General features: G+C 36.5%; 15 protein-coding genes. 4 read left to right on the forward strand and 11 right to left on the reverse strand.

From position 1 onward, the window contains the following. Positions 1–256: 256 nt before the first annotated feature. Both ACK4M9_RS01470 and ACK4M9_RS01475 read left to right on the forward strand, forming a co-directional pair. The gene (locus tag ACK4M9_RS01470; protein WP_409847075.1) at positions 257–955 is read left to right on the forward strand and encodes an ABC transporter ATP-binding protein; all 699 of its coding nucleotides are present in this window, start codon (positions 257–259) and stop codon (positions 953–955) included. Beyond that, on the forward strand, positions 952–2,175 hold the full coding sequence (locus tag ACK4M9_RS01475; RefSeq protein ID WP_409847077.1) for an ABC transporter permease: 1,224 nt from the start codon (positions 952–954) through the stop codon (positions 2,173–2,175). Before ACK4M9_RS01470 ends, ACK4M9_RS01475 begins: the two co-directional genes overlap by 4 nt. A gap of 184 nt (positions 2,176–2,359) precedes the next feature. On the opposite strand, the gene ACK4M9_RS01480 is transcribed toward ACK4M9_RS01475, so the two are convergent. The 7 genes from ACK4M9_RS01480 to ACK4M9_RS01510 all read right to left on the reverse strand — a co-directional run bounded on the left by ACK4M9_RS01480 (position 2,360) and on the right by ACK4M9_RS01510 (position 15,117). Beyond that, the gene (locus tag ACK4M9_RS01480) at positions 2,360–3,511 is read right to left on the reverse strand and encodes a CapA family protein (RefSeq protein ID WP_409847080.1); all 1,152 of its coding nucleotides are present in this window, start codon (positions 3,509–3,511) and stop codon (positions 2,360–2,362) included. A 151-nt stretch (positions 3,512–3,662) separates the two neighbouring features. Then, a complete protein-coding gene (locus tag ACK4M9_RS01485; protein ID WP_409847082.1) occupies positions 3,663–5,531 on the reverse strand; it encodes a bifunctional metallophosphatase/5'-nucleotidase in 1,869 nt (622 codons plus the stop codon). A 194-nt stretch (positions 5,532–5,725) separates the two neighbouring features. Further along, positions 5,726–9,424 (reverse strand): S8 family serine peptidase, encoded by a 3,699-nt coding sequence (locus ACK4M9_RS01490; protein WP_409847085.1) that lies wholly within the window; start codon positions 9,422–9,424, stop codon positions 5,726–5,728. 374 nt (positions 9,425–9,798) lie between these two features. Beyond that, on the reverse strand, positions 9,799–11,079 hold the full coding sequence (locus ACK4M9_RS01495; protein WP_409847087.1) for a DUF2254 domain-containing protein: 1,281 nt from the start codon (positions 11,077–11,079) through the stop codon (positions 9,799–9,801). Between the two features lie 209 nt (positions 11,080–11,288). Then, a complete protein-coding gene (locus ACK4M9_RS01500; RefSeq protein WP_409847089.1) occupies positions 11,289–12,248 on the reverse strand; it encodes an aldolase catalytic domain-containing protein in 960 nt (319 codons plus the stop codon). 347 nt (positions 12,249–12,595) lie between these two features. Then, positions 12,596–14,200: an ABC transporter permease gene (locus ACK4M9_RS01505; RefSeq protein WP_409847092.1), complete on the reverse strand. Its 1,605-nt coding sequence runs from the start codon at positions 14,198–14,200 to the stop codon at positions 12,596–12,598. Further along, on the reverse strand, positions 14,200–15,117 hold the full coding sequence (locus ACK4M9_RS01510; protein WP_409847095.1) for an ABC transporter ATP-binding protein: 918 nt from the start codon (positions 15,115–15,117) through the stop codon (positions 14,200–14,202). The genes ACK4M9_RS01505 and ACK4M9_RS01510 overlap by 1 nt, the downstream gene beginning before the upstream one ends. Before the next feature lie 185 nt (positions 15,118–15,302). On the opposite strand from ACK4M9_RS01510, the gene ACK4M9_RS01515 reads away from it, so the two are divergent. After that, positions 15,303–15,881 carry a TetR/AcrR family transcriptional regulator gene (locus ACK4M9_RS01515; RefSeq protein WP_409847098.1) on the forward strand — a complete coding sequence of 193 codons (579 nt, stop codon included), beginning with the start codon at positions 15,303–15,305 and terminating at the stop codon, positions 15,879–15,881. 297 nt (positions 15,882–16,178) lie between these two features. Here the strand turns inward: ACK4M9_RS01515 and ACK4M9_RS01520 are convergent, their stop codons facing one another. Next, positions 16,179–17,336 (reverse strand): DUF116 domain-containing protein, encoded by a 1,158-nt coding sequence (locus ACK4M9_RS01520; protein ID WP_409847100.1) that lies wholly within the window; start codon positions 17,334–17,336, stop codon positions 16,179–16,181. 169 nt (positions 17,337–17,505) lie between these two features. Then, entirely contained in the window at positions 17,506–17,733 is a 228-nt protein-coding gene (locus ACK4M9_RS01525) for a hypothetical protein (RefSeq protein ID WP_409847101.1), read from the reverse strand. 295 nt (positions 17,734–18,028) lie between these two features. Between ACK4M9_RS01525 and ACK4M9_RS01530 the strand changes: the two genes are divergently transcribed. Beyond that, positions 18,029–18,820: an amidase gene (locus ACK4M9_RS01530; protein ID WP_409847104.1), complete on the forward strand. Its 792-nt coding sequence runs from the start codon at positions 18,029–18,031 to the stop codon at positions 18,818–18,820. Between the two features lie 73 nt (positions 18,821–18,893). On the opposite strand, the gene ACK4M9_RS01535 is transcribed toward ACK4M9_RS01530, so the two are convergent. Both ACK4M9_RS01535 and ACK4M9_RS01540 read right to left on the reverse strand, forming a co-directional pair. Next, positions 18,894–19,628: an ABC transporter ATP-binding protein gene (locus tag ACK4M9_RS01535; protein WP_409847106.1), complete on the reverse strand. Its 735-nt coding sequence runs from the start codon at positions 19,626–19,628 to the stop codon at positions 18,894–18,896. Then, entirely contained in the window at positions 19,625–20,323 is a 699-nt protein-coding gene (locus ACK4M9_RS01540; protein ID WP_409847109.1) for an ABC transporter permease, read from the reverse strand. Before ACK4M9_RS01540 ends, ACK4M9_RS01535 begins: the two co-directional genes overlap by 4 nt. Positions 20,324–20,332: the final 9 nt, after the last annotated feature.

Raw genomic sequence — 20,332 nt, forward strand, 5'->3', positions numbered from 1 at the left:
CCCTTTCCGATAAAACTTTTAAATACCCTATATCTTTATTATACAGAAACAATAGGACAAAATGATAGATTGAAAGATAAAAAAACCTTACCTACAAGTCCGTAAGTAAGGTTCTCATTTAGATCAATGGCGTAGCCACTTCAAAATTTCTTATTTCTGTAGGAGTTAACGAGGAAGAATGAGTTAAAGGTCTAAAATTGAAACCTTTTTACAATTATTTCCGTACTAATTAGAGAAGTTGTAAAGAGGTGATGATATGAACATATTAGAAGTGAATATAGAACATGCTGGTTATCTCGAGAAAAAGAGCACTATTGAAGATATTTCTTTCGAGCTAGCTGAAAATGAACTTGTCGGGTTAATTGGACCAAATGGTGCTGGTAAAAGTACAATTTTAAAAGCGATTTTAGGCTTACTCGAAGAAATGAGAGGCAAAACCGTTATAAAAGGGAAATATGCTTATATCCCTGAACAACCTACTTATTATGAAGAATTAACTTTATGGGAACATATTACTCTAGTTAAAGCAGTGAGCGAGGATGATGATGATAACTTTTTCAATCGGGCCAATGAGTTAATAGCTATTTTTAGATTACAAGATGCAAAACACCATTTTCCTAGTTCCTTTTCAAAAGGAATGCAGCAAAAGCTAATGATTATTATTGCGATCTTGAATAAACCAAAGCTATATATTGTCGATGAACCTTTTATTGGCTTGGACCCTAAAGCAATCAAAGATTTTCTACTTATATTAGAAAAAGAGCGAAAACGCGGTGCTGCTATTTTAATGTGTACCCATGTGTTAGATACAGCTGAAAAAATATGTGATCGATTTTTACTTATGAACAATGGAAAAATGATTGCCAAAGGGACACTCTCAGAAATTAGAATACAAAGCGATACCGATGGCTCTTTAATGGATTGCTTCTATAAGTTTATGGAGAGAGACCAATGAACAATCCATATCAGTTGTTTTTGCATCGTGTAAAAAAAGAGTGGAATTACCATTATAGTGTATGGAAAACAGCTATTGATTGGATTGTCTGGTTGTATGTATTGCTTCCAATTTTGGCCGTTTTTTGTCATCAATATTATTTTATATGGAGTGGCCAAGCACAGTGGCTTCATTCCTTCCCTACTGAATTTAGCTGGTTTATCTTTTTCTTCCTTAGTACTAAAGGAACAGTGCGCTTATTCCTACAAGAGGCTGATTTACTTTTTTTAAGACAAAACAAGCATTGGCTTGAGACAGTGATGCGTTTTGGAATCACTTATTCTCTTTTCCTAAATGCACTTCAAATTCTTATTTTATCGGCAGTTTTCTTTCCAGTCTGGTATATCTACGAAGGAGCAACTTTCTCTAAAATTATTACATTCATCAGTTTTGTTTATTTCTTTCGGTTAAGTCTTCAATTTACAAAACAAATGCTTACTGTGACCTTTCAAAACTGGAAGTTGTTGCTCATAAATATCACGTTAATTCTGATATCATTTTTCATCTTTATAACCTATCTATTAGTATCATTACCTATCCAATTGATCATCAATGTCCTATTCATTATTGCTGTACTCATTCTTTATAAAGTGAGGCTGAACATGAAGTGGTGTTTCAACGAAGATTGCTTGAGAGAAACTCAAGAACGATTAAAATTAACTTCCCTTTTTATAGCAGCTAGTGGCTATAAGGTTGAAAAAGGTAAACAGAAGCGAAAAAAGCCATTGATCTTATTTTCGAATTCGGCGTACCTCTTTAGTAATCGAACAAATTCAAACCTAATTACTGAAACCTATATTAAGTTTGTCCTCCGAAATAAAGCGACAATGATCTTATTATTTCAAATAACTATGATATCTTTAATTGCTATTGTTCTTGTTCCATTCTCGGTTAAATGGTTGTTAGTATTCATTTGTTCCTTTAGTGTCAACCACCTTATTAAATCTAGTTGGAAAGAAGTAAAAGGGCATTCCTTTTTTAAGCTTTTACCACATGACGATCATGATATGGTTATCATTGCTGTAAAAAAAGCTATTTTTCTATTGGCATCACCTAGCATATTCCTGTTTGGTTTTTATACTGGGTGGTCTGTATTTTCTCCTTTCATCGGTTTATTAGTAGGGATTTTGATCGTGATTTTAAATTATATTCAAACGAAAAGAACCATATGGTTAGACTAGCTTATACTTTACGTCTGCAACAGAAGCACCTACTAACTTCTATATGAAAGTTAAACATTATGCTACCGAAAAATCCCGCTGAATATTCTCAGCGGGGATACTATTTATTCATTTCAGTAGCCAACCCCATGTCCATGATTGGTGACCGGATTAAGCCATCCAGTTCATAACTAAGATGAGACACCTATTTCGTTATATACACCTGTGTATGTTCAATAATCTCATTAAGCGTTGCTCCTGAAATTGAAGGCGTTTCAGCCTCTTTCATCGGACGAACAAAATAACCGTTTTCTTGTTGGACAACCTGTGTTGGTTCGATCTCTGGCGAATGTATCTTTACGCTAACATGATCATCCTCAACCGTCTTTGTAACCTTTACCGTTGCAACACCACCTATATCAGTGTAGTCAAAGTTCTGTCCTGAAAAGAAATTACCTAAAGAGTAAAAGACGACCGTTTCATGTCCGTTTTCAAGCTTAAGCGCTTCGATTGGCTGTAACACATGAGGATGATGACCAAACACAACATCAACACCTGCCTCAGCTAATTGCAAGGCTAACTCACGCTGCTCTTGATTAGGCTCTCGTTCATACTCGGCGCCCCAATGCATATGAACGACTAAAATATCGACTTTTTCACGAAGCTTTTTAACGTCTTTCGCAATTTTTTCCGAGTCAATTAAAGCGACAACATACTCGTGCCCTTTTGGCACCGGGATTCCATTTGTGCCATATGAATATGCGAGCACGCCAATAGAAATATCCTCTACTGTAACTATTCTATCAGTATCTCTATCTTCAGAGCTACGGTATTTACCGACGTATGCCATTCCTATTTCTTCATAGAAGTCAATCGCGCTTTCAACTGCACGTAACCCGCGGTCAAGAGTATGATTATTTGCGCCAACTAGCATATCTACACCTAAAGTCTGAAGATTACTGACAATCTCATGTGGACTATTAAACGAGGGGTATGTCGATAATCCTAGCTCAACACCACCTGGGATCGATTCCATATTTGCCATTAAGAAGTCTGGTGCTTCTAATAGGGCTGCAACTCGTTGTAACATTGGCAAGAAATCGTAACTTCCATCACTAGTTTTCGCTGGAGCATAGACCCGTTCATGCAGCAAGATATCTCCAATTGCTCCTATCGTAATTGTCGTTTCTTGTTTCTGTGTTTCGACAACTATTTCTTCCTCTTTTGCCTGTGTCTCAACGTCACTGGCTTCTGTTGACTGTCCCGTAATTTCCTCATTTTCTAAATCTTCTAGTTGCTGGCAACCTACAAAAAAAATTAACAGTAATGCTAAAAATAAACTTCTAAGTATTTTCACGAGTTCCCCCCTCAAAAAAACAAATGAACCATATATCGACATAATATCTATATTTCACCATAAAAACAATTATTAAATTTAGACACAAAATTATAAAACCCTTATCGGTAATCATACCATGATAAGGGTTTTTATAAATTTTGCCTTCAAATTAATACTGTACCTTTTGAATACGTTCTTCAATACTATAGGTAAATGGCTGCGGTAATGTGCGAATATAGTCAACAAGAGCATCGAGATCAACAGGTCCTGTTTCCCGGTTTGTGCCGTCTCGGAACACTGTAAAACTGTCTCCTCCTCCTGCAAGAAAGCTATTGGCTACTACTGAATATGTTTGATTTGGATCTAATTCTGATCCGTCTGGTAAAAAGATGCTCAACACTTTTTCTCCTCGAGGTTGAAGAGCATCCCAATGATAGGATAGCCCAGAAATTTGTAGCATCCTCGTAGTGTTCGGCTGCCATTGTTGATTGAGTAATTGACGAATTTGCTGTCCAGTTAGGTTCATTTTAACAAGTGTATTATTGAATGGTTGGACGGTATAGACGTTCCCCCATGTTACTTTTCCCATGTCAATATCGGCACGAATTCCGCCAGGGTTCATAAAAGCAAAATCAGTATTCATTGTTTGTCGTTGGGCGTCGGCAATTAAATTTCCTAAAGCTGATTCGCCGTGTTCGTTTTGTTGTGCCCGTAACCTAGTTTCTGCTGTTCCAACAATTCGGTTTACGATAGGTTCAACAAGCTGTTCATAATGAGCGATCCACTCTGTAAATTCTGGATCTGGGTCAATATCTTCTTGGAAAACGTTGACGATTTCAGCACTTTTACTAACAATATCTTTTGTCCTAGGATCAATTTCGATATCGACATCAGAGAATGCAGTAGCAAATGAATATGATTGGATTAACAGTTTGTTGTCAACAACTGTATTCATATACGCATGATTATGCCCACCGTAAATAATGTCGACTTCATCATCGACCCCGTTAGCGATATCCACCAATATTCCTCTTGCTTGTTCTCCATTCATATTTGAACTACCTGGATTGTGGGCAAGAACAACAATTGCTCTGACGCCTCGCCTTTTTAGTTCAGCAACTGCCTTATTGATTGCTTCAACTTCATTTATAAACTTAAGTCCCGCAACACCACTTGGAATGACAATATTAGGGGTATCCGTCGTTACCACGCCAATAAATCCAATGTCCATTCCATCGACTTTTATGATTTTATATGGCGGCAGAATTGGATTGCCTGTCTTTTCACTAATAACATTTGCCGCCAACCATGTAAAATCAGACCCACGAAAATCACCGGTCTCCTCATGTGCCCCACCATGAGCGATGCGAAGTAGTTCACCAGATCCACGATCAAATTCATGGTTACCTACAGCTCCAATATCAAAATTCATTTTATTTAAAAATTCGATTGTTGGTTCATCTCGTAATAAAGCCGAAATAGGTGGACTAGCCCCAATCATATCACCGGCATGTACATAAATTGTATTTTTATTTTCGGCTGCACGTTGCTTTAAATAGGCGGCTAAATAATCAACCCGACCTACAGGTCTACCATTTACGCGACGAGTTACATTTAATTGCCCGTGTAAATCGTTAATTCCCAGCAATTGAATTTGTTTAAAGCGAGGATTAGTCGTTTTCTTTTTTTCTTTCTTCTCTTTTGTTGGTCGCTTGTCTATATGACCATGTTCATTGTTAGAAAGACCTTGTTCATTCCAACGGTCTTCATTTTGTCTAGTTTGCCCGCGTAGTTCTCCTCCTTGTTCAATCCGGTTGTCTTCATCTCGTCTATGAAGCAGCCCCGTTTGCCCTTGTTTATTTTGGGCTGTATGCGTGTTATTAAACGGCTGCAAGTGGGCAGTATCAGAATCAAGAACATTTCTCTCTTGATCCATATAGCCTTGTTGCATATTTTGCGCTCCTTCATTTCCAACGTTGCAACCAATTAAGCTAACTAATAAGAGCATCACAAACGAAGTAATGAGTAATTTTTTCATCGTATTCCCTCCTTATAAAGTTATACGATGATATTTTTTCTTATAAATGAAATAGTTATCCAAATTTCAAAATGTTTATTTCCTATTAAATAAAACCCTATCGATGCTATGATAAAAATAATTTGATCGTACTAGTCTTTGAACGAAGAAAAACCTCACAACAGGGAGTTGAGGTTTTCTTCGTTAGAACTATTTTATCTATCTTTTTCTTTTTCTTTGCCTTTATTATTTTTTGGAACTGTTACTGTTGCTGTAACTTTGATTGTATTGCCAGCATAGTCTGTTGCTAAATACGTTACTGTATATACTCTACCATTACCGTTACCATTTCTAGATGCACGTAGACTAAATTCAGTATCATTCGTACCATAGTTTGCAGACTGAATGTCTTCAGAGGAATGCTCCTCATTTACAGTTATAGATTCAAGTACGACCGCGGCAATACCAGATAATTCATCATTACTATCAATCGTCACATTGATTGTTTCTAATTTATTATTCGGCGGTGATAATACCGGTTTATCAACTGTAATCGTTAGAGTTGGTGCCGTCTGATCTACTTTTACCTCAATTGAACTTACAGCTTCCTCATTGTTAAAGCTATCAACACTATAAAATTCGATCGAATGCACTCCATCTTCTGTGATCGTAATTGGCTGAGAATATGTTTGCCATGCTCCATCAGCAACTCGATAATATGTTTCCAGTACATCAGAGTCAGCATCAGTTGCTGTTAGTGTAATAGTTACATCAGATGTATACCAACCATTTTTACCTGATACGCCATTAACAGAGGCACTCGTTACTGGTGCTTCTGTATCTACTCGTGTAATTGTCAATTCTTTTTCAGCACTGTTTTGTGCTTCATCTACGACAGTAAGTTTTACTGTATTATCACCAAGGGCTAGACCTTCTACAGAAACATTAAAGGTACCATCTTGGTTAAGTGTAAGTGGGTACGTTCCTACCTCTTCACCTTGGCTATTTGTAATTTCATAACTAACAGTCAACTTTTCATTTACATCATAATCTAGACCAAAGACATTTTTTACCGTTGGCGCAAAATCAATATATTTATCATCAATTTGTCCAGAGAGTTCATAAGCCGCTGAATTTGTAGTGGCTAAATCAGCTGTTAAAATCTCTGGTGCTGAATATTTAATATACAGTGGTCCAGTCCAACCCGAGGTGACAATCGCTGTACCCAAAAAATTTAATGTCGTTATGTCAACTGTATAAACACCTTCTGGTACCATTGCTCTTGTTGAGCCTCCCCATGGTATATAAGTTCCATCGAAATTGTAAGTTTTTGGACCTACTGTTGTTGAAGCCTGATTTACTAACCAGCCAATATAACCATCTCCATAAAATCCACCATTTGGATTGGCAGCATCCCATAGCTCAATATATGTTCTTCGTTGCGCATTCCAGAATTCATAACGGAGGGTTGTGCTATCTAGCTTCCCATCACCGTTTGGTGAAAGATCATAGTGATCAAGCGTTAAGCTCTTTAATCCTGTTGGCGGAGCAAAGTTCGCTGCAAATGGTAAAATTAAGCTTGTTGCTCCATTTGTAATGTGTACATAGCCTAATATCTCAGTTGAAGCAGACCCAGCCGGAACATTTAATGTTACTTTTAACGTTTTCTCATCTGTTAGTGTGAAACTTGATTGATCAACGGTTACATGAGTACCCGCTAAATTTCCAGTAGCGGCTTTTGTCACCTGAACTGAAACATCATAATTACTTGCATATCCAGTTAAATTTTTAACAACTACATCTCTTGTAACTGTCGTAGCTGAACCTGTTGGAACATTTCCAAACGTAATAGTTCCTTTCACATTCTCATATGTTTTACCTGAAAATGCCGTTGTATCCTTTGCGTAAGCTAACGCTTCTGTTGTTGCCGCTTTTAACGGTTGAACTCTTCCCGGTCCCTGTGCAAATACATCAAATCTAGCTGTATCTAATTGTTTAGCAGTATTTGAGATAGCTACTTTAATATCAAATGGTGTCCAGCTCGGATGCTGTGATTTTAATAAGGCAGCAATTCCAGCTACATGTGGTGTAGCCATGCTAGTTCCAGTATAACGATCAAATGCTTCTGTATAATCTGCATCTGGAAAGTCTTTCTTGTACGCAGGAACAGTTGATAGGATATTCGTTCCAGGTGCTGTTACATCTGGCTTAATATCAAATACTGGATTAGACGGTCCACGCGAACTAGAGTTGTTAACCTCGTCACCAGGCGTTTTATCATAATTAAAACTAGCAAAACTAACTTGACCTTGACCTTCATTCGTATTCAACGCATTTACTAGAGCTAAGCCCTCTTCACGTGCCATATCAAAGGCCGGGATAAATGCTAACGAATCACCAAGTCCGATGTTTATATGTCCAGCAGCATTATTATAAATTATTATTGCCTTTGCACCTGCAGCTTTTGCAGCAGCAATTTTATCAACAAAAGGTGTTGTTCCTCGAGTAACTACTACCACTTTTCCTTCAACATCTTTTCCTACATAATCCTTCGGTTCACCCCAACCACCAATAGCAACTAAATCTAGTGATCCCTGAAGAATATTTTCTGCTTTTTGCCCTAATTTCCACCCCATTAGCTTTAGATTGCTTGTTATTGTAGATTCACCAACAATTGTAGTACCTTGAGCAGTGATGACATCTTCTGGAACAGTCGTATTTCCAACTGATATTGCAAACGCAGCTGTAGCAGGATTTCCAATCGTGCCACGACCTGATCCACTGTTACCTGTAGCAATGACAGCTGTTACCCCAGCAAGGGTTGCATTATTAATCGCAATTGAATCAGCTGCGATTTGGCTATTACTACTCCCACCTAATGAGAGATTAATAATATCCATTCCTTCTTCAACGGATTTATCGATACCAGCGATAATACCAGAAGTCGCTCCACTTCCGTATGCTCCTAAAACGCGATATGCATATAAATCGATTTTTGGAGCTAAACCAATCATTCCGTAAGCATTTTTACCTTGGGCTGCAATTGTTCCGGCCACATGCGTTCCATGTGTTGTATAGAATGAACTACCGTTTGCATTAAATTCCCCTCTATTAGAAGGTCGATCTAAAGGTGAAGTTTCATACGGATCATCAAACGCTCGTGCTCTTGCATAATCTGATCCCGTATGTGGAACGAAGTTAAATCCACCTTTGTATACCCCTTCAAAATCTGGATGATGATAGTCTATACCAGTATCTAGAACAGCTACTTTTACATTTTCTCCTTCATAACCCAAATCCCAAACAGCTGGGACATCTAAATGCGTAACACTATTAATATATTCAACTCCATCATTAGATACAGTTGGATTTGCTAAAGCAACTACTTCTAAATCAGGCTCGACTAGTAATACACCCTCTAATTCTAGCAATTTATGTACTTCACTAGCCTTCACTTTCACCGCCATACCATTAATTGCATGACTGTACGTAAAACCTTTTTTAGCTTTTACCCCTTTTTTACTTAAATCCTTCTCAAACTTTCTTTGTTGGTTATTAACTTTATCCTTTACTTTCTTCTCATCAGCTTTTGAGAAACCTTTACCTGCAACTTTCCTCTTACCTTTTTCAAAACCTACAGGTGGTTCAGAAAGTTGTACTATAACCGATATCTCTTCATCTCCGGTAAGGTTTTGTAAATCAGGATGTAATACAGGATCGTTACTTAAGGCAGCTTTTTGCTGTGCAATTAGGTCTTTCATTTGTACTAAAGCCTCATTACTTAACTGATCCTTTAGAGATAGTCCCCCACCATTTGTAGTTGCTGCTGCTCCAAATGCCGGAAAAATTAGTGTGAAAATAAGTGTAAATACTAGTAAACTATTGAACAATTTGCGGTAACCTTTTAAACTCATCTACAATTCCCCTTCCAAATTAACTAACTTAGCACTACACTTAACAAATTTCTTTAACCTCCTAATTCTTTTCTAAATAGTTTGATAATTTTGATTATATTAGTTTCCTACAATAATTGATATAAAAAACGATCGACAAATTTTACATTTTAAATTTGGTATATGCTAGTTGATCAGTACAATAAAATTCTCCTACTAAGTTTCATCTAGTTGAAAATCGTTTAACTAAACTAAATGCATTATTTTAGTTGCGCTAAATAATATTAAATAACTAAAAAATCCTTCTGCCAAGGCTTTTCTTGAACAGTAAGGATTTCTAGGAAAAACTATTTTTTTTGATTACTGTAACTAGTAGAGTCTTCGAGTTAATTTGGTTACAAAATTCCTAGCTTCTGCTGCTTTATCACTAATTGCTTACGATCTATTTCGTCTAAAACTTCTCTATTAAATTTGTTAATCACATATTGGGCATACGTTTTAATTTCAACCTTTATTTTATGATTACTATATTGATTAACTTCGATTAGTGTATCTAATATCGCTAAAAGAATTGATATATCTTGCTTTCCGTAATAACTAATTTGGTAAAAGGTTGTATATAGTAACTGCTCTGTACTTTCCTTTTTCTTTATTAATCGTGGCATTTGTTTCTCGTCAAAAAACAAAATATATCTACCACCATTATTTAAGGCCTCTGTTAAAGGTGTTCTTAAAAATCGAATACAATCAATGGCTGTATTGGGATCATTAATCCCTGGTGAGATAGCTCTCAAGGCGATCTCTACCATTTTTATCAAGCAAAATTCAATATCTTGAATTGATGTTCTCTCATCACCAATTGTTATAAAATCACTAACTTTCAGCTGAAAATCGTCATCTTTTTTATAATAAATTGTTAACAATTTACTTTTGTTTGTCACGTAGTGTCCTATATATTGATTTACTTCAATTAGCCAGTTTTTCTCTTTCGCTAATGAAAACAGACTTGGATAATCAATTAATTGGATATAACCATATTCTTTTCCGGTAATCTCTCTAACTTTATCAAATTCACGTGGTAGTTCTGGCTCTTCATCAACGGTCTTAGTTTTAAATTTTTTTAAAGCATCTTGCTCACGCTTAGTCGTTTTTAGCGCATCATTTGCTAGTTCGTATATAACGTTACTTACTTGAATTGATGTCGCGACGTTGTGAATAAAATAGGCGAAAAATGCAAGGCAAACAAAAGCTACTAATACTCCTACTGTAGCTGAAAGCACATGATCATCGACGGTTGCCTTTCTCATAAATAATAAAGAAAGAATCGAATAAATAAATCCACCTAAAAAAATTCCCAACACTCTCATTGTAGAAGATTTTGTAATGAAGCCTTTTAATATTCTTGGCGAAAACTGTGAGGAATACGTTGTCAAAACAACCATAATCGTTGAGAACGTAATCGTCGTCATCGTTACTAAGGCTGCAGCAATTGTCCCTAAGATGATTTGTGCTAATTCTACACTTGTCATTAAGTATCCAGGAAGATGTTTGTTCAGAAATTCATTTAACGATATATCTACATATATAACAAGAATTGATAAAAGCAATGATATAACACAATAAATACTTGGTATCAGCCATATATTATCCTTTACTTTCAAAAAAGTCTTTTTCACCTAAACTCCCCTTTCCTAATAAAAATTAGGAACATTAATACACCATTATTGCCCTTTCTAAAGCAAAAAATTCTACAACGACTATTTTTAATAGTAAGGATTGATTTTAAGCGGCAAATGCCTCTGTCACACATATAATTTTTTGAGTAGCATAATGTGGAGCAAAGAAACAAAAAAGGTACCCACCTTGAGGTACCTTAAGAAATTTCCTATTTAGATGCTGGTGCTAGAGAAGATTCAGGTGCTGTTACTTTGTCATAAAAATCAATAAACTTATCACGTTCATCACTTGCCCGGTAGGCCATTGCGACACGAGGGTGTTCATTAAGCGTACCAGAAATCATGTAAGGAATGATATATCCCCACTCCCACCTTTGACGCATTTCTAGCATATGCTTTTCAATCACTCCAAGAACAGGCTTTAATTCATAGCTCGGTTTTTGGATATGACTTACGAGTAGCTCTGTGTTACAGTTACCAGCCGCACGCCCCATACCGTAAACAGATGAATCAAGGAACGTAACTCCATTTCGTAGCGCCACTAACGTGTTCGCAAATGCTAACTGCATGTTATTATGTGTATGAATCCCAAGCTCTTTATTTGGGATCATCGCTTTAAACTTTTTCACTTGATGTTCAATATCTGCAGGATCTAGGCTACCAAAAGAGTCAACGATATAAACGACATCTACAGGGCATTCATTCACTAACTTAAAGGCCTCAATAAGTTGATGTTCTGGTACATTTGAGAGCGCCATGATGTTAAGAGATGTTTCATAGCCCATATCATGAAACATCTGAACAAGTTCTATCCCCTTATCTACTTCTCGAATATAACATGCCACTCGGATCATATCTAGAACACTTTCTTCACGTGGCAATATATCATTGGGATCTACTCGGCCAATATCCACAAGCGCAGATAATTTCGTAAACTTTTTTTCAGGGATAATTTCTTTTAGAAAGTGATCATCTAGAAATCTCCACGGATTAGGTTCCGTTGCATTAAGAAGCTTGGCTGAATTTTTATAGCCAATCTCCATGTATTCAACCCCTGCAGCACTAAGACCGTTATACAAGTCTTGAACAAATTCAACACTGAAGTCCCAATTATTTATTAATCCTCCATCACGAATGGTACAGTCCAAAATTTTACAATTATCTCCCACGGTAAAAACTCCCCCCTATTTTTAGTATTCACTGTTCCCTCAGAACACTTTCGTACTTTTAAGCGCTAAATTATCTTATAACGGTTTTATCATAAATTGTTCGCAATTGTCAATCTTTTTCCGGAAATAACTCATTATTTCTTAATAAGTATTATTGCCAGACAATAGGCAAAAAACAAAATCGGTAAAAAAACAGTTTAAATACTTGCCAGTTCATTAATGGAGGTAGATTAAGCCTATGAAGAAAGTCTTAGAGAACGATTTCTCTAAGACTTTTCAATGTACTTTATCAGAAATCTTAGTTGAAGCGCACCTACTCGTGAAGGACTTTTTAGATTATAAGCCTATTACCCTGTAATATCTCGTTTGTTATATCCTAAAAACCCGATTAATACGAAAAGAATAGCAATACCAGTTAGTGTTGACACTTTTAATAAGTCAAAGTCTTCTACTGGTAGTTTTGGAATATGGCCGAATGGTGATAATTTCCCCATCCACTCTGGAAATTGAAGAAACCCTCCTAAATAAACGACAAAGAACGAGTAACCTAAATACAACCAGGCGAAGCCTGTCATAGAAGGGAAAATTCCAATTAGTAACACCGCTACCGCAATCATCATCCACATTGCTGGTAAATAAACCATGGCTGCTTGAAAGATTGAAACAAATGATAGCGGGTCATCCATCGAGGCAGCTGCCGCTGACCACAATCCAACTACTGAAAGAAATAGCATGACAAATCCAAAGAACATAGACAAAAAATAATAGCTTCCCATCACTCGAGTTCGTGAAATGGCACGAGCAAGTATATGTTCAATATGACTCCGTTTTTCTTCCCCTTTTAACTTCAATATTATTAATAAAACTGGGACTGTACAAATCATTGAAATAATCGCCATCAGCATCGTAATATATTGCTCGGTTAACGATAAACCATCTACAGCCTGTAACATTTCTCTCATCATCTCAGAACTTTCCAAAAAGGTTTCTAAGTCACCTAATACAGAACCGTATGAAAGCCCTAATATAAACATTCCAATCGCCCAAGCGATAATTCCAGTCCGTTGCAGTCTAAAAGGAAGACCAATCGGACTTTGTAAAAATCGAGATGCATGTTTTCTACCTGGCTTTGCTGGTAATAATCCTGCATCTAAATCTCGAATTGAATTCAAGTAAAGCGCGATAGCAACTAAAACAAGTGATGCCCCAGCTGTAAGAATAATTGGCCACCAATAATTATTCACATACACTTCGGTTCTTAATATCCACCCTAGTGGTGAGAACAAAGAAAGAGCTTCACTACTGACATCACCGATCGCCCGAATTAGATAGGCGCCTAGTAACACAGTAAAGGAAAAACCAATCGTCCCTCTCGTATTTCCTGAAGCTTGAGCAAAAAGGGCAGTAACAGCAGTAAAGAAAATTCCCGTTGCCCCTAGCGCTGCTCCATATAAAAGTGAACCATGTAAATCAAGACTTTCAATTCCTATAGCAGACAATCCGATACCGACAATCAAAGCTAAAAGAACATTTGCACTGAACAGCACAATAACCGTTGCACTAAGATTTGATAATCGTCCAACAGGAAATGAACGAATTAACTCAATCCGTCCCTCCTCTTCATCGGCACGCGTATGACGTGTAACAAGTAAAATACTCATAATTGCCACTGCTATTGCGGTAAATAACAACATTTGATGGCCCATCATTGCACCTTCAGTGTAGTTATCCAACCCATAGCCAGGACCAACCATTGCTGTCATCGCAGGGTTACGCATCGTCTCTGCAACTGCCTGTCTCTCAATATCTGATTGATACAACCCCGTAAATGAGCTAGCAGTAATCACCGTAATAAATGCTATCGAAATTAACCAAATAGGTAGACGAATCCGATCGCGTCGAATAATGAAACGTGCAGTCTTACCAGTTTGATTAAATAGCTGTTTCCACATTAGGACTCACCTCCCACTCCTGTATGTGAATTGTCTCCATCTCCTTCATAATGACGCATAAATAAATCTTCTAATTTTGGTGGTGAACTTTCTAACCTAGCAAGGCCGAACTGAGTCACATACCTCATCACAGTATCTAATTCTTCTGGATCTACTTGGAAAGAAATCGCTTGATCTTTCTTTTCTATATTATGCACCCCTATTAGATCACCTAAAGCAGGTATCGGTTGCTTCGTTTCAACAAGTAAATTCGTTCTCGTTAAGTGACGTAGCTCATCTAACGTACCAGTTTCAATAATCTTCCCTTGACGAATAATCGCAACTTTGTCACATAATCTTTCTACTTCAGATAAGATATGACTTGAAAGTAGCACACTTTTTCCGGCACGTTTTGCATCCAACACACATTCTTGAAACACTTTTTCCATGAGCGGATCTAGTCCAGACGTTGGTTCATCCAAAATATACAAATCTGCATCCGATGAGAAAGCAGCTACTAATGCAACCTTTTGACGATTACCTTTTGAATAGGTGCGACATTTTTTCGTCGGATCTAAGTCAAATTTCCGAATTAATTCTTCACGGCGATTATTGTTCGTCGATCCCCTCATTTTCATAAACAAATCAATAACTTCTCCACCTGTTAAATTGGGCCAAAGGTTCACATCACCAGGTACATAAGATATTCTCTTATGTATTTCAACTGCATCTTTCCAAGCATCCATTCCAAAAATTTTTACTTCCCCTTCTGTCGCTTTCAAAATACCGAGTAAGATCCGAATTGTCGTTGATTTCCCTGCCCCATTTGGACCAATAAATCCATATACCTCCCCACTATTAACTTCTAAGTTCACACCATCTAATGCCATGAACTTACCAAATTTTTTCGTTACATCGACTGTTTTTAATATGGTCATTTAAAATCCTCCTCTTATTAATGATTTGTGTAGGACTTCACTTTTCTTCGTTTTTTATAAGTTATGAAATATTTACACTTATATATTTCATAATATACAAAATTATATACTTTGACAATAGATTTTGAACTATTTTATTTGTCTTATTTCAAATTTTTTATTAAACTAACTTTGAGGTGAAAGAAATGGATGGTTTCCAACGGCGAAGAGAACAAAAAAAACAGAGTATTTTAGAGGCAGCATTAGTCCTATTTATGAAACACGGCATCCAAAAAGTATCCATTGCTGAAATAGCGAAAGCGGCTAAGGTTTCTCAAGTGACGATCTATAATTATTTTGAAAGCAAACATAACCTAACTCATGATACTTTTATTTATTATGTTGATACAGCAATGGATGATTTCCGCAACGTTCTCGATGCAAAAATACCTTTTCCTGAAAAAATAAAGACGCTAATTTTTAAGAAAAAGGAGGCAGCTACTCAAATACACGATGAATTTTATCAATACATTATGAGTGAGTATACGAAAAATCATTATTTTGCAAAATCCTATACTGAAAAGGCTATCCCATACTTAAACGAATTAATCAGTGAAGGAAAAGGACAGGGGTATATCGATCCAAATTTATCTAATGAAGCAATTTCATTTTATTTAAACATGTTTACTGACTACCTCCAACGTGAAGAGGTCTATCAAAGTATATTACCGTTAACCGAGGACATAACTAATATTTTCTTTTATGGCTTAATTGGTAAAAGATAAATATCAAGAAAGTTGATCGACTAAAAAGGAATATATAGAAATTAACAATAAGCTCATTAAATAGGCGATTTTTATTAGCCATTTTGAAAATCCTAACTATCATCCTCTAGGAATAGTTAGGATTTTTTAAGATTTGGAAATGAGTTAGTATTGCAGCAAGTATGAGTTTGCATATCCCTTAGTTATGTAACAAGTTACATATTAACATAAAAAATATATCTAATCTCAACTTGACTTATTTACCAGCTACAACGCTCGATCCGCAAATCAAGAATTTTAATTAACGGTTGTACGTCATTAGCAGCTATCAACCTTTTTTATGACTTCTTGTAGTTTATTTAGATTAATACAAGTAGGTATCCCCTTGTTATCCCAATGATTTTTACAACCACAATAATCCAATAAAACACATTGAGCAGGTATCCCGATATCTTTTAACATCCAACCACCTGAAATGAGGTTAAGTACACAAGCTACCCCAATTACTCCAGTATTTTCAGCAAATAAAGCATCCTTTCTACCATTTGACGATATCGACGATTCATGTGGAACTACCATCACCTGAAAACCCAATTTTTCTCCTAGTTTACTTAACTGCTTAACTTGGCATTTACTAGAACAACCTTTGCACTTAAATTTGTTCCCATAAGCTTCTGACTGACATTTTAACTTACTGGGTGAAGTTATGCATATTGGTAATAACAGAATTTTTTTAGCGGTGTTTTTAAAGTCATTCATAAAGACTCTATTCATTATTTCTGCGCCAACCATGTTTAGATGATATTCAACCCGTCTACGGTTACAAAATATCATATCCTCACGCCAATATTTTTTGTTTTTTGGATCATCTAAATAGTCAACCACATTAACGGAGTATTTACCAAGGACTTCCGCACTGCGCTCCTCAAACCAATTTGCAAAGGTCCATACAGACTTTAAAATCTCACTGGTGAATTTATTTGGTAGAGTACTTAAATAGCCTTCCCATCTCCGAAGCCTTTTTACTTCATTACTAAATTCTCCCGTTGCCTCTAACCAGAGGATTAGCTTGTTGTACTGCTGTAAATTTTGAACTGGTGGTGTACTATCATTATGTGGACTCGGTGATAAAAATACGGTAGACATTACACCCTTTAAGACATTCATCCCAGGCTTTAGCCTATCATTCTTCTGCCTTATTTCTGAAACCCTACTTAATAGCTGATGTTGTATTTTTTTTAGCTTTAAAGCAGATTTACCATATACTCTCCCAAGGGTTCCTAGGATAAGCAGTTCCAATATGGTCTCATCTTGATGTTGACTAGTATTAACATGAGCATGATAGGAGTCAACTATTGGTGTAAGTGATATTCTTCCTTCTTTTAGCACTTCATCAGTAAAAATAGTAATGTTATTGTAGTATTGATCAGAGTTGACTTGACTGTTTTCCATTAGTGAATAGGTAATTACATTCATTTTAAATCCCCCCTTTTTTTAAGCCTTATCACCTTCTTCTAATAAGTCTTTACTCAAAAAACTCCTAATTATTAGATGATTTCTCTGTAATTTAGCGTCTCTCACTTTCGATCCCATTTTATCATAAATATTTCCATTTTTTAGTTTGTAAATTGAACAATTTATGATTTTAGTAATCATCTATTTCGTAGCGATCTTGTGAATGGCGTTTCACGATTTTCTGGTTGTTTAAAAACCAAGTAGGACCATTATGTTCCCGATAGCTATCGTCAGGTACGGTTTTCACGATAATAGCAATATTTAATTCCTTCTTGTCGCTAATTATCCAAGCAATGTATGGAGGAAGGATAAGAGGGACAAAAAGAATCATAGTAGTAACATTGAACAATTTTTTCAAAGAGATACGCTCCAGAATTAATATCTATAAATAATGTACATTTCATAGCAATTTGCTTTATGGTAATTCTAAGTCAAATAACGACTTACTCCTATCAATATGGTTGATACTCCAATAATGATCGAAGGTAGTCTAAGTATGGCTCTATTATTGAGCGAAAGGTATTGTAAAAATGGTCAATAAACGTGTGGACAAAAGAATAATATTACCGAGTAGAGTAGCTATTTTTATCGTTCTATTTTTAAGTATAACCCTTTTAGCTTTTACAATTTCCACGGAAAAGGATGACATCCAAATGAAATCATGGTTGTGGGACACTTCTCTCATCACTGCAAAGGCTGATGTCGATGAAATCAAACTATTTCTAGAAGATAAAAAGATTGATACATTATTTTTGCAGATCGACCCTGGAGTCCCATACGATCACTATCGACTTTTTATTACGGAGTTAGCTGAAATGGGAATTGCTGTTCATGCACTAGATGGTTCACCAGATTGGAATCAAGCGGACCATGATCGCTTCGTGCGTTGGGTATCGGCTTATCAAGATACGACAGAGTCTATAGCTCAATTCCAAGGAATCCATTTAGATATCGAGCCCTACTTACAGAGTGATTGGCTCGAAAATCAAGAAGAAGCTATTCTTACCTATCAAAAATCAATTAAAAGAATGGTAATGGGAGCGCAAGAACTTCAACTTCCGTTTGGTGTAGACATTCCATTTTGGTTTGATGAAATTCAATTCAATAATCAATTTGGTTCTGGAGTACTTGCGAAGTGGATTATCCAGGAAACAGACGAAATTACTATTATGGCTTATCGAAATCAAGCGCATGGCGCCAATGGAATAATTGAAATCATTCAAGAGGAAATAGCTTGGGCAGATGAACTTGGCAAACAAATCGTTATTGCCTTAGAAACGGTTGAACTGCTAGAAGCGCACACCAGTTTTTTTGATCTCGGCACTGAAGTGTTGGAGAAAGAGCGTAGAGACGTACATAAGCAATACCGTAACCGTAGCTCCTATGGAGGCTTTGCTATACATCATCTTATGAGCTGGATGAGGTTAGATGAGGCGGAAAACTGACTTTCGGATATAATCGCAGAAGAGGCTTGACTCAATAGTCATTGTATAATGACCTTTTGCCTCAGCCTCTTCTTTACACGATATAAAGCTCTTTCCACTTATTTAAAAACGACGCGCAAGCCTCATTTGGGTGATCAACGACTTCCGCTGTATTTCCGAACTGTTCTACTTTACCATTCAGGATAACTGCTAAACTCTTCGTTAAATGTTTAATTTCTAACAAATCATGGCTAACTAAAAAGGTAGTTGTGCCAGTATCCTTTAGTATTTCTTTAAAGTCCTGAATGAGCTGTGCCTTCGTCGGGAAATCGAGAGCCGAAAACGGTTCATCAAGAAAGAGAACCTCTGGAGCCAGTATTAAAGCTCGGGCAAGATTTACTCGCTGGGCTTCTCCTCCGGATAATGACCTAGCATTCTTTTTGGCCAGATGAGCAATGTTAAATTTAGTTAACCAATAGCTCACTTTCTCATCAATAACATTTTTGTTTTCTTTTCTAAGCTTTAATCCTAGAGCGACATTTTGATAAACCGTCATATCAAACAACAGAGATTGTTGTAAGGCAACCGCGAACTTTCTCCTAAGCAGTAACGAGAGTGTATTCGCGCGTTTTTCTTCGCCTTTATACAGAACTTGGCCTTCAGTTGGTGCCTCCAAAAATGACAATATTTTTAATAACGTACTCTTCCCAGCACCATTGGGACCAATTACTCCTACTAAATCCCCTTCTTGTAAAGAAAAAGTAGGAATATCCAAAAGAGTATGCTTGTTTGAGAAGACCTTTACATCTTTTAGTTCTAGTATCTTCATACTCGCTGCTTCCTTTGTTGTAATGACGTTAAGATAAATGTGATGATAAATGCTAAAGTCATTAAAATAAGTGAAAGGGCAATAGCGACATCAAAATTCCCTTTCGATACTTCCATTACCATTGATGTTGTTAAAATACGAGTGTCGCCTTTGATATTTCCACCAACCATCATCGCAGCACCTACCTCAGCTAGAACTCGTCCGAGCCCCGCCATGATTGCCGCCAAAATGGCTAATTTAGTTTCTCTTAAAAGCAAGCAGAGCCTTTGAAATTTCGTTGCTCCTAGTGCTTTAATTTGTATGAGCATTTTACTATCAATCTGGCCAAAGGCTGCTGATGTTAGCCCAATAATGATTGGTAGGGATACAATAATTTGCGCAATAATGATTGCATGGGTTGTATAAAGCAAACCTAAATGCCCTAGTGGACCGGACCGCCATAATAACATCGTAATGTAAAGTCCTGCTACAACTGGTGGTAAACCCATTCCGATATTCACAAAAACAAGAACGAGCTTTTTACCTGGAAATGAACGTAACCCTAATAAAACTCCTAAAGGAAGACCAACAACTGTACTTATAAAAATAGCTGTTAAACAAACCCGTAATGTCGTATAGGTGATTTGCAGTATCTCACGATCACCACTTATTATCATTTCGATTGCTTTTACTATTCCTTCAAATAAGAAGTTCATTATGCAACA

It is taken from the genome of Anaerobacillus sp., assembly GCF_046314235.1.
Taxonomy (GTDB): Bacteria; Bacillota; Bacilli; order Bacillales; family Anaerobacillaceae; genus Anaerobacillus.